13 protein-coding genes are annotated in these 14734 nt (G+C 67.9%); 3 read left to right on the top strand and 10 right to left on the bottom strand.

Translation table 11 applies throughout. The annotated features are described in order from the left end of the window. Positions 1 to 368 precede the first annotated feature (368 nt). Positions 369 to 743, top strand: a complete 375-nt coding sequence (locus ACFFGN_RS34655) for a hypothetical protein (protein ID WP_380057021.1) — start codon at positions 369 to 371, stop codon at positions 741 to 743. Between the two features lie 19 nt (positions 744 to 762). Here ACFFGN_RS34655 and ACFFGN_RS34650 read toward each other — a convergent pair whose 3' ends face one another. Then, positions 763 to 1749, bottom strand: a complete 987-nt coding sequence (locus tag ACFFGN_RS34650) for a LysR family transcriptional regulator (RefSeq protein WP_380057018.1) — start codon at positions 1747 to 1749, stop codon at positions 763 to 765. A gap of 82 nt (positions 1750 to 1831) precedes the next feature. Between ACFFGN_RS34650 and ACFFGN_RS34645 the strand changes: the two genes are divergently transcribed. Beyond that, positions 1832 to 2587 (top strand): TSUP family transporter, encoded by a 756-nt coding sequence (locus ACFFGN_RS34645; RefSeq protein ID WP_380057015.1) that lies wholly within the window; start codon positions 1832 to 1834, stop codon positions 2585 to 2587. 5 nt (positions 2588 to 2592) lie between these two features. Here ACFFGN_RS34645 and ACFFGN_RS34640 read toward each other — a convergent pair whose 3' ends face one another. The 9 genes from ACFFGN_RS34640 to ACFFGN_RS34600 all read right to left on the bottom strand — a co-directional run bounded on the left by ACFFGN_RS34640 (position 2593) and on the right by ACFFGN_RS34600 (position 11267). After that, positions 2593 to 2991: a hypothetical protein gene (locus ACFFGN_RS34640; RefSeq protein ID WP_380057013.1), complete on the bottom strand. Its 399-nt coding sequence runs from the start codon at positions 2989 to 2991 to the stop codon at positions 2593 to 2595. A 51-nt stretch (positions 2992 to 3042) separates the two neighbouring features. Next, on the bottom strand, positions 3043 to 3510 hold the full coding sequence (locus tag ACFFGN_RS34635) for a hypothetical protein (protein ID WP_380057010.1): 468 nt from the start codon (positions 3508 to 3510) through the stop codon (positions 3043 to 3045). A gap of 6 nt (positions 3511 to 3516) precedes the next feature. Continuing rightward, positions 3517 to 4179, bottom strand: coding sequence for a transcriptional repressor LexA (lexA, locus tag ACFFGN_RS34630; protein ID WP_380057007.1), 663 nt, complete (start codon positions 4177 to 4179; stop codon positions 3517 to 3519). 80 nt (positions 4180 to 4259) lie between these two features. Next, positions 4260 to 5714, bottom strand: coding sequence for a polysaccharide lyase 6 family protein (locus ACFFGN_RS34625; protein WP_380057004.1), 1455 nt, complete (start codon positions 5712 to 5714; stop codon positions 4260 to 4262). Between the two features lie 78 nt (positions 5715 to 5792). Then, positions 5793 to 6653: an AraC family transcriptional regulator gene (locus tag ACFFGN_RS34620; RefSeq protein ID WP_380057001.1), complete on the bottom strand. Its 861-nt coding sequence runs from the start codon at positions 6651 to 6653 to the stop codon at positions 5793 to 5795. Further along, positions 6650 to 8083, bottom strand: a complete 1434-nt coding sequence (locus ACFFGN_RS34615; RefSeq protein WP_380056998.1) for a chondroitinase-B domain-containing protein — start codon at positions 8081 to 8083, stop codon at positions 6650 to 6652. Before ACFFGN_RS34615 ends, ACFFGN_RS34620 begins: the two co-directional genes overlap by 4 nt. A 42-nt stretch (positions 8084 to 8125) precedes the next feature. Continuing rightward, a complete protein-coding gene (locus tag ACFFGN_RS34610) occupies positions 8126 to 8992 on the bottom strand; it encodes a carbohydrate ABC transporter permease (RefSeq protein WP_380056995.1) in 867 nt (288 codons plus the stop codon). After that, a complete protein-coding gene (locus tag ACFFGN_RS34605; protein WP_380056992.1) occupies positions 8989 to 9939 on the bottom strand; it encodes a carbohydrate ABC transporter permease in 951 nt (316 codons plus the stop codon). Before ACFFGN_RS34605 ends, ACFFGN_RS34610 begins: the two co-directional genes overlap by 4 nt. After that, entirely contained in the window at positions 9936 to 11267 is a 1332-nt protein-coding gene (locus tag ACFFGN_RS34600) for a sugar ABC transporter substrate-binding protein (RefSeq protein ID WP_380056989.1), read from the bottom strand. The genes ACFFGN_RS34605 and ACFFGN_RS34600 overlap by 4 nt, the downstream gene beginning before the upstream one ends. Positions 11268 to 11554: 287 nt before the next feature. Between ACFFGN_RS34600 and ACFFGN_RS34595 the strand changes: the two genes are divergently transcribed. After that, positions 11555 to 14647: an alpha-N-acetylglucosaminidase TIM-barrel domain-containing protein gene (locus ACFFGN_RS34595; RefSeq protein ID WP_380056986.1), complete on the top strand. Its 3093-nt coding sequence runs from the start codon at positions 11555 to 11557 to the stop codon at positions 14645 to 14647. The last annotated feature ends 87 nt before the right edge of the window (positions 14648 to 14734 follow it).

The following is a 14734-nucleotide window of genomic DNA, read 5'->3' as shown; positions in this document are numbered from 1 at the left end:
CCCAAACCCGACCAACCACCAAAAACCACCAAACGACTCCACACAGCTTGACAACGTCCGAGCGGCCGAAAATGTTGCCGTCGGCCCGGAATTTGACCCGGGTCGAAATGCTGTCGGCCGTCCCCCGTCTGGAGCACGCCAGTCGCGAAGTGGGCTGTTCGGTGGAGATCGAATCTTGTGGCCGATCCAGCGACCTCGTTGCTACGTTTAGTCACCGGTCGGGCCGCTAGCGCGGTGCGACCGCCGATGAGGCCTCATCACGGAATTCCCTTGCTGGATTGAGGAATCGCCCCGATCGGGAGTGGTGGGCGGCCGTCACCAGCAAGAACTCCAAACTTGATATGTCACTCTGAGAGAAGGCATCGACTATGACCCAAGCAACCCGTAAAGCCGGCCGCGGCCGAGCTCTGGCTCGTGCGGCGGTTCTGACCGCGGTGGTGGCGACCTCGACGCTGACCGGGGCGCAGGCCGCTTCGGCCGGTGGCAACGGCTGCGCGTGGATCGGCTACGACGGCGACCGGATCAAGACCCAGCACCGGACCGGCTGTGTCAGCGGCTACTACCACCAGGACGTCTGGTCGAACGGCCGGCGCGAGTCGACCGGTACGTACTGGTACAACGGCGGCATCATCAACCGCTACTGGTGGACCATTCCCGACGGCGAGGGCGCCTGCACGGAGATCTGGTACCACAAGCCCGAGGGTGGCTACCAGTCCGTCGGCCTGCCGTGCGAGCAGAACTGACCTTCTGAGCCGATACCGGTCAGAGCCCGCCCGTGTCACCCGTCGCGCCTGGCGGCGTGGCACGGGCGGTACCCATCTCCAGGCCCGCCGCAAGCCGGAGGTGATGAGCGAAAGCGGTGACTGACGCGGTGCGCGTGCGGACTCCCCAGCAGAGCAGGTGCCTCCGGCGTGACCACTGGTCCTGCAGCGTGCAGACATCGATCGGCAGGCTGGGATCCACGGCGCGACGCGGTACGACGGCGAGGCCCACGCCACCCGCGGCCAAAGCGACAAGCGTGTGTAGATCGGGCACAAGCGTCCGGTGGCGCGCGACCGGAGCCTGACCCAGACGCAGATCGATCCACTGACGCAGCGAGGACGACAGATCGAGGCCGACAAGAGGATGCTCCGCGATCTCGCGATAGCTCACCTCGGTCCGTCCGGCCAGCAGTCCACCGGCCTGACCGATCACCACCAGCGAGTCGTCGCCCAGCGGCTCGTCAGCTGGCTCGGCATCCGGCGAGGCATCCGGCGAGGCGTTCGGCGAAGCCTCCGGCCCGCGATCGTCCGCGCTCTCCGCGACCACGATGCCGAGATCAGCCGTACCCGCGGCGAGCCGGCGCCGGGTCTCCGGTGTGGGCTGCTCGATCACGGTCACGTCGTGCTCCGGATATGCCAGCAGGAACGACGTCAGCGCGAGAGGCACCAGCCGATGCATGGCTGACGCTCCGGCCAGCAGAACCACCGGCGCTCCGGGAGCCGCGGTATAGCTGGCCACCGCGCTGTCCAGCCGTGCGGTTTGAGCCAGTACGTCGCGCGCGTGCCGGGCCAGCGTCGTACCGGCCGGGGTGGGTCGAACGCCGCGCCGTTCCCGGATCAGCAGGGCCACTCCGGCCTGGGCCTCCAGGGCCCGGACCCGCGCGCTGGCCGAAGGCAGACTCAAGTGCATCAACCGGGCTCCGGCCGTGATCGAGCCCTCTGCAACGATATGTACGAACAGCCGCAGGTCGTCCAGGTCGTAGCGCACGCCCCCAGCCTATGTCCCTGACTAAGGGTGACTGCGTGAATCGCGCATTGTGAGCCGCGCCCGCAGGCGGAATGCTCGAACGGTGACGGACCTCATCGTCGTACTCTTGGCCGGCCTGCTCGCGGGTCTGCTGAACGCCGTCGGCGGCGGTGGCACCTTCGTCGCGCTGCCGGCGCTGGTCGCGGCCGGGATGCCGTCCGTCACGGCCAACGCCGCCACCACGGTCGCTTTGTTGCCTGCGGCAACGGCCAGTGTGTGGGTACTGCGGCGCGACCTCACGCCGTTGCAGAAGGTGCCGACCCGGGCGTTGACGGCGATCAGCGTGCTCGGGGGAGCGGCCGGAGCGGTGCTACTGCTCGCGCTACCCGCGCTGGCCTTCGACGCGGTGGTGCCTTGGTTGCTTGCCTTCGCCACGTTGGTGCTCGCGTTCGGGCGAAGGCTGACCCGCCTGTTCCGTACGTCGTTCTCGCTGAGTCCGGGGATCATGCTGACGGGTCAGTTCGTACTCGCCTTGTACGGCGGCTACTTCGGTGGTGCCGTCGGCATGCTGATGGTGGCGTTCTGGACGGTCGGCCTCGGCCACGAGCTCGCGGCGCTCAACCCTATGCGGGTAGCCCAGCTCGCGGCCATCTACCTCACCGCGGCGGTCATCTTCCTGTTCGGCTCGGATGTCGTCGAGTCGCCGTTGCTGCTCGGCGTACTGGTGGTAGGCGCGGTCGCCGGAGGCTTCGGTGGTGGGCACGTCGCTCGCCGCCTCCCGGCCTGGTCCCTGCGCGTGTTCGTGCTGACCTCGGCCATCGTCGCGACGACCTTGTACTTCGTGCAGGGGCCGGGCTGATGGATTCACAAGGGCGGGCGCGACTGGCGATGTCGTACGAAGCGTGCGAACTCGCCGAGCTGGCTCGCCGTCTCGTCCCACCGAAAGCAACCGGGGCCGAGGCGGGGACGGCAGCCATCGAGGATGCGGCGACAGTGCTCGACAGCGCGCATCGCTTGGTCGAAGCCGCTGTGGTCTTCGCCCGCCTGCAAGGAGCCAATTGGCAAGCCGTCGGCGACTCGATCGGGCTTGCAGCCGATGCGGCACAGGAGCGATTCGCAGCAGCCGAGGCCCGCTTCCGGCAGGAGCTGGACACGCCTTCGATAGGGCCTGCCGATTGGCGGCAGTTCCTCGTCTGCGAGCCGTGGGAAGCCGCGCTCGATCTCGACGAGTGGGTCCTTCGCCACGCGGATGGTGATGAGCACCCAGGCGTGGCTCCGGTATCCGGTCCGCTCACCTCGCGAGCCCGAGAAAGCTCAGGTGATGATCGCGAAGGTGGTGTGGTCCGTCGGGTCGACGAGAACCGGTAGCCGGTCGCCGATCTCCTGGCCGGGCTTGGCCTCGGTCCGGTGCACGGTCTGGAACGGCTCGATTCCCGGCCCGGTGATGCGCAGCGTGAGGACGGCACCGCGCTGCTCGTTCACGATGCCCCAGTGCGACGCCACGACCTCGGCGCTGGCTCGGATACCGGTCTCCGCGAGGCGCTTGGCGCGCTGCTGTTCCCGGCTGATGCCGATCCACGCGATGGTGTAGTACCCGCTGATACCCACGGTCATCGCGATGCTCACCGTCACCGCGAGCCGGCCCCAGTCGTCGAAGTACGCGATGAACGCCAGGATCGGCGATACCGCGATGGTGAGCAGCAACGCGCCGTACACGAGCAGGTTGGCCACCGGCCCGCGCCGTGGCCAGGGCACCGCGTTGGCGTCGTCGACGAAGCGCATAGCCGGTCAGACGTTGCGCAGCACCGAGACGACGATGCCGAGAATGACCGCGCGATCGCCGTCGATCACCTCGTAGGCGGGATTGCGCGGCTCGAGGTACACGTGGCCGTTACTGCGGCGATAGACCTTGACCGTGGCCTCTTCGTCGATCATGGCGGCGACGATCTGACCGGTGTAGGCCTCGGACTGCTGCCGGACCACCACCAGGTCGCCGTCGCAGATGGCGGCGTCGATCATCGAGTCACCGCGCACGCGCAGGCCGAAGACCGTGCCGCGACCGGTGAGATCGCGCGGCAGCTTCATCACGTCGTCGACATGCTCGATCGCCGAGATCGGCGTACCCGCGGCGATGTCGCCGACCACCGGCACGCTGACCGAGTCGTCGGCGGGCGCCTGCGGCGCGGATTCCGTCAGGAACATGCGTACGTCGATGGCGCGCGACATCGACGAACTGCGGCGCAGGAAGCCGTTCTCCTCCAGGCTGGCCAGGTGCTTCGACACCGAGGACGCGGAGCGCAGGCCGACGGCGTCACCGATCTGCCGCGTGCTCGGGGAGTAGCCGTACCGAACGACCCAGTCCCGGATCGCGACCAGGATCCGCTGCTGCCGTTCCGGAAGAGCGGAGGTATCCAGGTGCCCGAAGAAGTCGAGCTCATCGAAGGTGGTCACCGCGGAATCGTAGTGCCAATCGCGCCAGGGAAAGACGCGACAGCCCGGTACGACGTACCGGGCTGTCGCGGTGGGCGGGATTACGGCGCGCTCGGGCCCACGTCGGCTGTCGTGAGCGGGCGGCGAACCGGCGCCAGCGTGGAGAACTCGTCGGCGCCGACGTCGAACGGCGTGCTCCGGGCATGTCCGTCGAGATCGTCGGTCACGCTCGACAGGCTGAGCGTGCCACCGTTGATGGCGGCGCTACCGGTGCTGATGCGGTAGACGCCGTCGGAGCCGGCCACCAGTTTCGGATCCGCGCGACGATAGCCCGACGACGGGATGTTGCCGGTCGAGGCCGAGCCCCAGGCGATGTTGCCGGACCAGGTGATGCCCTGCAGGTACGGCATCGAGACCAGCGTGCCGGAGTCGGCCACCAGCAGGTTGTCCGAGATCTTGCACGCCAGCGGCGGCAGCGACCGCTGGCTCTCGCCGACGATGGCCTCCTTGTTGTTGCGCAGGGTGTTCAGGGCGATCGTGACCCGGTCAGGGGCGTCGTTGCCCTTGCGCGAGGTGTCGCTCTCGCCGCTGTAATGGTCCCGGACCGAGCCGCTGCCGAGCACGATGCCCGCGCCGCCGACACCGTCGAGCTCGTCGAGATCGGCCACGTAGTTGTTCACGATCAGGTGGTCGTTGCCGTAGATCCGGATGCCGTTGACGCCGGCAAGGATGTAGTTGCCGTCGACCCGGTTGTTGTTGCCGTGGCGCAACACGATGCCGCCGAGGCTGTCGCGCACGGTGTTGTACCGGATGGTGCTGCCGGAGGCCTTCACCGAGATGGCCTCGGGATCGCCGTTCACGCGCTCGAGCAGGTTGTACTCGATGGTGGCATTGGCCGAGCTCAGCGCCCGGCTGCCGACCCCGAGCCGGATCGGCTCGCCGCCGTTGGTGCCGCTGAAGCTGTGGTCGCGGAAGTGGTTGCGCAGGATGTGCGTGCGCTGTGCCATCGCCGTACCACTCGGTCCGTCGACGACCAGGTAGCAGCCGGACGTGGTCTTGTCCCGGAAGACGTTCCGGTCGACCTTCGCGTCGTTGCCGCGGACAACCACCGAGTGCGACACGGTGGACGCCATCGCGAAGTCGTTGCGGGTCAGCCTGATGCGCGCGCACTCGGCCGGAATGTTCAGCGTGCTGCTCTGGCGGAAGGAGAACCCGCTGATGGTGATGTTGGACGAGCTCGAGAAAAGGAAGCTGTGCGGACCGGTGAGGATCACCCCGCCGCGGGTCTCGGCGGAGATGGTGATCGGCGAGGTGCTGGTGCCGTTGCGGCCGCTGATCGTGATCGGCGAGCCCGACGGTACGGCGTACGTGCCGTTGGCGAGCACGATCTGGGCGCCCGCGGTGGCCCGGTTGATCGCCGACTGCAGGGCGGACAGCGACGTCACCACCTCGGTGGTCCTGGACGGCAGGGCCGCCACGGGTCTGTTACTGGACAGCTGCAGGGCGAGTGCTCCGGCTCCCACCACTCCGGTGGTCAAGAAGCTACGACGATCCATTGACGACCTCCTCCTCGAGGCAGTGCTCTCCGCGACGGCGGTCGCCGCCGCGGAGTCGTACTGGAATGCCCGATGCGCTTAGGCGGTTGGGCGGTACATGCGGCGGTACTCACTAGGGGTCACCGAGGTGATCTGGCGGAACACCTTGGAGAAGTACGACTGCTCCATCCCGACGGCCGCGGCGATCTCCTCCATCGGCCGGCGGGTGGTTGCGAGCTCACGCTGGGCACGTTCGATCCGGGCGCGCTTGATGTACTGCTTGGGGGACAGGCCGAACTGCGACCGGAAGTACCGCGCGAACTGGTTCGGCTCGTAGTTGAAGGCGGCGGCGAGCGCGTCCAGCGTCAACGGCGTGGTCAGGTTGATCTCGATGTACTGCACGATCTCCAGCAGGGCGCCGCTCTTCTGCTCCGACGTGAGCCGAACGGACCCGGCCGGTGCGCTGTCCAGGTAGTGCGCGAACAGCGCGGCCAGGGCGGACCGGATCCGCAGGGGAGTGGCCAGGCCGGGTGGGTCCCGGTCCGCCGCGCCCACCTGCTCGAACAGTGCGGCGGCCTCCTCCGGCGCCCGGCTGCGTACGACGTTCGGCAGGATCAGCACCTCGCTGATATCCCAGTCGCCGATCAACGCGGAGAAGTGCAGCCAGTGCTTCCGGAACGTGTTGTCGCTGATCGTCGCGTACGACACCGGGGTGTCCGCCGGCAGGTAACAGAGATCACCCGGCTGCGGATAGAACTCCTCGTCGCCGACAACAAGCCGGCCCTCGCCTTCGAGGATCAGGTACAACCGGGAGAACGGGTCCGGCTGCGCCGGCCGGGCCCAGCCGCGATGCACCTTGGTGATCCGGCTGGCCACGACCAGATCGAGCCGGCAACGGTCCAGGTGGCACCGGATCAGCTCGCTGTCGGGTGGCGCCGAGACTGTCAGTGGCGTCGTCATGAGGAGTACGGACCCACGTCGGCCGCCGTCAGCGGGCGGAACCTGATCTTGTGCGACGAGAACTCGTCCGCGCCGGTGTCGGCCGTCCGCGGGCGCGGGTGGCCGTCGAGGTCGAGACCGACGCCGGGGTAGCGGGCGGTCGCGGCGTCGATCGCCGGGCTGCCCGCGGTGAGGCGGCGAACGCCGTCGGCACCGGCGGCCAGCAGGGGATCGACCCGGGTGAATCCACCGGTGGGCAGGTTGCCGTCGGCGGCCCGTCCCCACAAGATGTTGCCGCGCCAGGTGATGCCCTGCTGGAACGGCATGTTCACCAGGTTCCCGCTCTCGCCGATGAACAGGTTGTCGGCGATCGTGCAGGCCAGCGGCGGCAGCACCCGATGGCTCTCGCCACTGATCGCCGTACCGCAGTCGAGCACGGTGTTGAGGGCGATCAGCACCCGGTCCGGCGCGTCGTTGCCGCGGCGCGAGGGCGCCGACTCACCGACGAAGTGGTCGCGGACGTTGCCGCTGCCGAGCACGATGCCCGAGCCTTTGATCCGCTCGATGTAGTTGTTCGCGATCCGGTGGTCGTCGCCGTAGATCCGGATGCCGTTGGCGCCGGAGACGATGAAGTTGGCCTCGACCCGGTTCGCGTTGCCGTGGCGCAGCACGATGCCGCCGAGGCTGTTGCGGATCGTGTTGTGCCGGATCAGGTTGCCCGACGACTTCACCGAGATCGCCTCGGGGTCGCCGTTGGCCCGCTCGAACAGGTTCAGCTCGATCACGGCGCCGGCGGTGGTCAGCGCGCGCGGGCTGACCCCGAGCCGGATCGGCTCACCGCCGTTGTCGCCGGGAAAGGTGTGATCCGAGAAGTGGTTCCGGGTGACGTGCACGCCCTGGGCCATGCCGTCGTCACCGGCCCCCTCGATACCGAGGTAGATGCCCAGCGTGGACTTGCCGTGGAAGGCGTTGCGATCGATCGTCGAGTGGTCCGCGCGCACCATCAGCCAGTGCAGGCCGGCGATATCGGCCAGCTGGAAGTCGTTGCGGGTGAGCCGGATCCGCTGGCAGTCCGGCGGCAGGTCCAGCGTCGTGCGCTGGCGGAACGCGAAGCCGCTGATGGTGATGTCCGACGACGCGGTGAAAACGAAGCTGCGCTCGCCGGTCAGTACCACGCCGGCCGGTGACTGCGACCGTACGACGATCGGCTTCGACGACGTTCCGTGCTTGGCGGTCACCAGGATCGGCGTTTCGACCGGGTAGGTGCCATTGGCAACGGTGATGACGTCACCGGCCACGGCCTTGTCGATCGCCTGTTGCAGTTCGGCGAGGCTGGTCACCAGCACCTCGGCGGCCCCCTCGAGCCGGGCCACGGCCGGGACGGCGCCGAGCAGCCCCAGCCCGGTCAGTCCCGCGGCTGTGCCGGCGGTGAGAAACGTACGGCGGTCCATGTTGTCCTCCGGGTCGGGGCGGATCGGATGAGAGGAAGTTGCTCAGCCCTTGAGGGCACCCGAGGTGAGACCCCGGGCGAACGAGCGCTGGAACAGCAGGAAGACCAGAACCGACGGGAGCAGCGCCAGCAGCGACGCGGCCATCACCACGCCAGGTGTGACGACCGGATCGATGCGCAGCGTGCGCAGCGCCAGCGGCAGGGTGTAGGCCGAGGAGTCGGTTGCCACCAGCAACGGCAACAGGTACTGGTCCCAGATCATGGTGAAGCCGAACACCCCGATCACGCCGAGGGCCGGCTTGCACAGCGGCAGTACGATCTGCGCGAAGATCCGGAACTCGCCGGCGCCGTCGATGCGCGCCGCCTCCTCGAGCTCGCGCGGCACGTCCTTCATGAACTCGGTCATCACCAGGATCGAGAAGGCCCAGGCGCCCAGCGGCACGATCATGCCGGCCAGCGTGCCCATCAGGTTGAGGTGGATCAGCGGCAGGTCCGCGAGGATCAGCGTCAGCGGCAGGGCCAGGATCTCCTCGGGCAGCATCATCGTGGCGAGGATAGCGACCATCGCCAGCGTCATGCCCGGGAAGATCTTGCGAGCCAGCGCGTAGCCCGCGAGCACGGACACGGCGACCTGCAGCAGCAGGCCGAACCCGACCACGAAGAACGAGTTCAGCAGGTACCGCAGTACTCCGTGGTCGAAGGCGATCCGGAAGTTGTCCAGCGTCGGCCGGGTCGGAATGATGCTGAGCTGGGTCGGGTCCGAGACGTGATTGAACGAGCTGACCAGCAGTGCCAGCAGCGGCCCGGCGAACACGATGAAGAGCCCGGCGTAGATGATCGCCTTGAACGATTTGGCGATCAGCCCTTTGCGCTCGGTGAGACCCAGTGCGGTCTCGGTGGCGGCACTCATGCGGATCTCCTCCGTCGGAGCAGCTGGACGCAGATGGTCAGGACCAAGGTGGCGAGGAAGAGCAGAACCGCGCCGGCCGATCCGACGCCGAGCCTGTTCTGTTCCAGGCCGAGCTTGTAGATCAGGGTCATCACGACTTCGGTGGAGCCGTTCGGCCCGCCGTTGGTGAGCAGGAAGACCTCGGTGAAGCTGCGGAAGCCGCGCACCGCGGCCAGCACGAACAAGATCGCGAACACCGGCCGGAGACCGGGCAGCGTGACGTGCAGAATGCGCTTGCGGGTCGAGGCGCCGTCAACGGTGGCGGCCTCGTACAGACCACGATCGATGCCGGCCAGACCGGCCAGGAAGATCATCATGTCGTACGGCGCGCCCCGCCAGATCCCGGTCAGCATGATCGAGCCGAGCGACGTGTCCGGGTGATTGATGAAGCCTGACGGGCCGAGCCCCACCAGGCCGATGATCTGGTTGAGCAGACCCTCGCTGGTCGGGTGGTACATGATCCGCCACAGCTCGGCGACCACGGCCATCGGTACGACGACCGGCAGGAACGCCGCCGAGCGGATGAAGCTCAGCTTGCGGGTCTGGCCTTCGACCAGCAGCGCGAGGCCGAAGCCGAGTGCCATCGAGCCGCCGGTCTGCCCGATGGCCAGCAGGATGGTGTTCCAGGTGGCGGAGCGGAAGCTTTCGGAGCTGAGGATCTCGCCGTAGTTCGCGGTGCCGACCCAGGTACTGCCGAGATAGGGCTTCACGTCCTGTACCGACATCACGATGGCCTGACCCATCGGGATGAACTTGAAGTACAGGAAGAGCACCAGTGCCGGGGCGAGGAACAGCCACGGGACCCACCACTGGCCACCCCGCCGCCGGCGGCTCCGGGCCGAAGCCCGGAGCGCCGGTGGTGGGGGTTCCGTGGACGCCGTCACCGGCGTCGCCTCACGAACACTCACGACGAGGCGCCGATACCCTGCTGGCTAAGGGTTTCCCCCAGCTGCTTGTCGAGCTTGGTGAGCTCGGCGTTCAGGTCCAGGCCGCAGTCGGCGATCAGGGCGTTGATCGTGTCGGCGGACTGCTGGCGAACGGGCGTCCAGTTCGGAATGGACGGCGCGTAGCGACCGCTCAGGCGGTACGCGTCGGCGTACACCTTCCAGCGCGGGTCGTTGCGAACGGTGGCGATGTCGACGGTCTTGTTCACCGGAAGCTGCACGATGTAGGCCTTCTGGCCTTCCATGCCGATCTTCTGGCCCTCGGCCGAGATCGCGAAGGCGGCGAACGCGTTCTGACCGGCCTCGTTGGGGGAGCCCGCCATCAGGTAGACGCTGCCACCCTCGGCCAGCACGGTCGCGTCCTTCGGGCCCTTGGGTGCGGGCACCACCTCGTACTTGTCCTTGCCGAGGGCATCGTCGAACCGCGGCAGCAGGTACGGGCCGACCACGTACATGCCGGTCTTACCCGCCTCGAACGACTCGTTGGTGGGCGGCGTGTCCATCGTCGCCGCGCCAGGCTGGACCACCTTCGTCGTACAGGCCAGGTCGCGGAACCACTTGGTGGCGGCTACCGACTCGGGCGTCGACATGGCGGGCTTGTACTTGCCGTCAGCCTGCTTGGCGATGAAGTCACCGCCGGCGGCCCAGAGGAAGTTCGAGAAGTACCACGAGGCGTAGCCGCGCTTGGTCGAGCCCGGTACGGCGAGACCGTGCGTGTCGGCCTTGCCGTTGCCGTCGGGGTCCTGAGTGGTGAAGGCCTTCGCGAGGGCGACGAACTGGTCCCAGTTCGTGGGCACGGGCAGGCCGACCTTCTGGCGCCAGTCCTTGCGGATCAGCAGGGCGGCGGCCTGGGCCGAATACGGCAGGCCGTAGGTCTTACCGTCGCCTGACTTCGCCGCGTCCAGCGCGGGCTGCAGCAGCTGGTCGCTGCCCTTGACCGAAGCCAGGTCGACCTCGCGCACGATGCCCTGGGTGACCATGGTGCCGAGCTGCGACGAGTCGTTCATCACGATGTCCGGCAGGTCCTTCTGCGCGGCGCGCTGGGCCAGCTTGGTCTCGAAGTCGTCGAAGATCGCGGTGACCTCGACCTTCTGACCGGAGGCCCGCTCGAAGGCGGCGGCAAGCTTCTGCATGCCCTTCTCGCCGTCACCGCCGGGCGTCGTCCGGGCCCACAGCTCCAGCGGCTTGGACGGATCCTGGGCGACCTTCTCGGCGGCACCCGAACTACAGCCCGCGACTAACAATGCCGTCGTCCCGGCGATCGCGGCGATCAACTTGGGTGACCTAGACATCCCAGCTCTCCTATCCGAACACCGGGATTGGTGGTTTTCCGGTGCCATTTCGTCGCAAGATAGCGCTTTCCAAGCCTTGAGGTCAATGACTCATCGGACCTCTGCGGCTGGAAGTCACCTTGTGACGGTGTGTAGCGAATCCGGGCCGGCGTCAGGAGAGCGCGGTCACTCCGCAGCGATGCACGCGTTGTGCGCGGTAATGCTCGAAATATTGACGTACGAGCAGTACTGGACTATTTATGAAGCGTCCAATCTTAATCCGCCGCGAGGAAAGCCGAGGCCCGCCGATGCCCCTGAAGCGTCTTCGAACATGTCTGATCGCCGGAATAGTGACCGCTTTGGCCCTGCCGGCCGGCGCGAGCGCCGTTGCCGACGATCGCTCTGACGGGGCCGAGGCCGCCTGGAGATGGGATGTCTCCGGCGTTCGGGCGGTGATCGACCGGCTTTTGCCGACCACCCAAGCCCGTCAGTTCGAGCTGCTTCCGCTCGATTCCGACGGCCGGGAGACCTTCCGGGTCGGCGCGGCTCGCGGCAAGGTGCGGATCGCCGCGTCCGGGCCCAGCGCGATGCTCGCCGGGTTCAACGCGTACCTCGACCGGGTGGCCCGCGTCGACCTCTCGTGGAACGGCGACTCGCTGGACCGCCTGCCGGCCGAACTCCCGAAGCCGCGCCGCGAGTTCAGCCAGGACGCCACCGTCGCGAACCGGTTCGCCCTGAACGACACCGATGACGGATACACCGGCGCCTACCGGACCTGGGCCGAGTGGCAGCGCGAGATCGATGTGCTCGCGGTGCACGGGATCAACCAGATGTTCGTTCCGATCGGCACGGAGGCGGTGTACCTGGAGACGTTCCGCCAGTTCGGCTACTCCGAAGCCGAGCTGCTGCAGTGGATTCCGCAACCGAGCCACCAGCCGTGGTGGTTGCTCCAGAACATGAGCTCGTTCCCGGCCCCGGTGACGGCCGCGCAGGTTCGCGACCGGGCCGAGCTCGGAGCCAAGATCGTTCGCCGGCTGCGGGAACTCGGCATCACCCCGGTGCTTCCGGGCTACTTCGGCACGGTGCCACCGGGGTTCGCCGCCAAGGCGCCCGGCGCGCGGATCGTGCCGCAGGGCGGTTGGGTCGGCTTCACCCGGCCGGACTGGCTGGACCCCACCAGTGCTCCGTTCGCCGAAGTCGCGAAGGCCTTCTACGCCGCATCGGCCCGGATCCTGGGTGCGACGAGCCATTACAAGATGGACTTACTGCACGAGGGTGGAAGTCCTGGACCGGTTCCGGTTGGCGCGGCCAGTATCGCCGTACAGGACGCGCTTGAGCGGGCTCATCCTGGCGCGATCTGGGTGTTCCTCGGCTGGCAGCACAATCCCCGGCCGGACACCTTGGCGGCGATCGACCGGACCCGCGTGCTGATCGTCGACGGCCTGTCCGACCGTTATGCCGATACCGATCGCAATGCGACCTGGCCGGATACGACGTACGCCTTCGGTTCGATCTGGAACTTCGGCGGGCACACCACGATCGGCGCGAACACCCGGGTCTGGGAAGACCGCTTCTGGCGTTGGCGCGCCGCTTCGGGGAGCACCCTGGACGGCATCGCGGTGATGCCCGAGGCCGGCGACAACAACCCGGCCGCGTTCGACTACCTGACCGGGTTGGCCTGGCGTGATGGGGCGATCGACCCGGACGCGTGGTTCGCGGACTGGTCGGCTCGCCGGTACGGCGGTGCGGACGGGGCGTCGGCGAAGGCCTGGACAACGATCGGCCGAACGGCATACGCGATGCCCGCGGACGGCTGGAGCGAGGCCCACGACGGGTTGTTCTCGATGGTGCCTTCGCTTACCCGGCGGAACGCGGCCGCGTGGTCGCCGACGGACCTTCGGTACGACGCCACCGAGTTCGCCGCCGCACTTCCCGCGTTGTTGCGGGTGGACCGGAAGCTGCGCGGTACCTCGGCGTACCGCTATGACCTGATGGACGTGACCCGTCAGGTCTTGTCGAACCGGAGCCGGACGTTGCTGCCGCGGATCAAGGCGGCGTACGACGCGAAGGACCGCGCCGAGTTCGACCGGTTGGCCGGGCTGTGGATGCGATACCTCCGCCTGCTCGACGAGATCACCGCCACGAACCGGCAGACGATGCTCGGGCCATGGCTGGCGGACGCCCGCGCGTGGGGTGGGGAGACCGCGGTGCACAGCGCTCGAACGTTGATCACCGTTTGGGGCCATCGCGCCGGCTACAACGCGGGACTCGGCGACTACGCGAACCGCGAATGGTCCGGCCTCATCAGCGGCTACTACGCTCCGCGCTGGAAGGCCTACCTGGACGAATTGTCCGCGGCACTGCGGGAAAACCGCGCCCCGGCCGCCTTCGACTGGTACCAGCGTGGCGCCGACTGGGCCGCGAGCACCGCATCGTTGCCGACAGCCCCGATCGGCGATGTGCACGCCGTCGCGAGCCGGGTGTTCGACGTACTGCGCTCCGAACCGGAACCCGTGGCCACAACCGCGACGGCCAACCCAGCCAATGTTCCCGACGGGGCGACCACGACCGTGTCGGTCCACCTCCGCAACACCGACCCATACGACGCGGCCATGCGGGTGCGGGTATCGCTCGAAGCCCCAAGCGGATCCGGCCTGACCGTCGACGATCCGGTTGTCCGAGTGGCCGACCTGGCACCGGGCGCGGCGGCCACCGCGACGTTCGGTGTGCGGGCTACGGGCACTACGAGCGAGTTCTTCGCGGGCCTGACGGCAACGGTCTCGGCCACGACAGCAGGTCGGGCCGCTCGGCAGGTGGCGTCCGTAAGGCTACTGCGGGCAAGCCCGGTGCAGGCGCCGAACCGTACGCGCACCAGCAACGCGGCGGTCTTCGGTCAACGCGGCGACCGCTATCTGATCGAGGGAGCGGGCAACGATCTGTGGGGTCCAACCAAGCACTTCGGCTCGATCTATCGGGATGACGCGTTGGCGGCGGGGCGGTCGGTGACGACTCAGGTAGTCAAGCAGGACTCGACTGGTCCCTGGGCGCGCGCGGGTCTGATCGCGAGCACCGAGCTGGCCGGTCAGGACGGCCGCGGCTTGCTCAACATCGCGGTGACGCCGTCCAACGGCTGCGTGTTTTCGTATGACTCCAATCACGATGGCACCCTGGACCGATTCAGCCAGGTGACGGGCTTGACCGCGCCGCTGTGGGTGCGCCTCAGCCGGGTAGGGAACACGGTCACCGGTTCGTGCAGTCGCGACGGCATCAGCTGGCAAACCGCCGGTACGACGGCGATTTCGGTGGATACGGCGCTTGACGCGGGTCTGTTCATGACGGCTGCCAACGCTGGTTCGGGCACGCGTGGTGCGGTGGAGTTCAGCACTTTCGAACTCGGCTGACGGCTTCGGGCAATGGTTGCCGGAGGCCACTGAATGCGTGTCAGAGGCCTTCGGCGCCAGCGCGTCGGGCCGAACGGGTTCGGCCGG

The organism is Kribbella deserti (assembly GCF_042434725.1).
GTDB classification, from domain to species: domain Bacteria; phylum Actinomycetota; class Actinomycetes; order Propionibacteriales; family Kribbellaceae; genus Kribbella; species Kribbella deserti.
The sequence above is the reverse complement of the archived record's forward strand: the minus strand, read 5'-3'. Positions and strand labels throughout refer to the sequence as shown.

Excerpts from the sequence above, each read along its gene's own strand:
- ACFFGN_RS34625 (WP_380057004.1), bottom strand. The coding sequence starts at position 5,714 with ATGGATCGTCGTAGCTTCTTGACCACCGGAGTGGTGGGAGCCGGAGCA.
- ACFFGN_RS34655 (WP_380057021.1), top strand. The coding sequence starts at position 369 with ATGACCCAAGCAACCCGTAAAGCCGGCCGCGGCCGAGCTCTGGCTCGT.
- ACFFGN_RS34600 (WP_380056989.1), bottom strand. The coding sequence starts at position 11,267 with ATGTCTAGGTCACCCAAGTTGATCGCCGCGATCGCCGGGACGACGGCA.
- ACFFGN_RS34610 (WP_380056995.1), bottom strand. The coding sequence starts at position 8,992 with ATGAGTGCCGCCACCGAGACCGCACTGGGTCTCACCGAGCGCAAAGGG.
- ACFFGN_RS34615 (WP_380056998.1), bottom strand. The coding sequence starts at position 8,083 with ATGGACCGCCGTACGTTTCTCACCGCCGGCACAGCCGCGGGACTGACC.
- ACFFGN_RS34635 (WP_380057010.1), bottom strand. The coding sequence starts at position 3,510 with ATGCGCTTCGTCGACGACGCCAACGCGGTGCCCTGGCCACGGCGCGGG.
- ACFFGN_RS34595 (WP_380056986.1), top strand. The coding sequence starts at position 11,555 with ATGCCCCTGAAGCGTCTTCGAACATGTCTGATCGCCGGAATAGTGACC.
- ACFFGN_RS34620 (WP_380057001.1), bottom strand. The coding sequence starts at position 6,653 with ATGACGACGCCACTGACAGTCTCGGCGCCACCCGACAGCGAGCTGATC.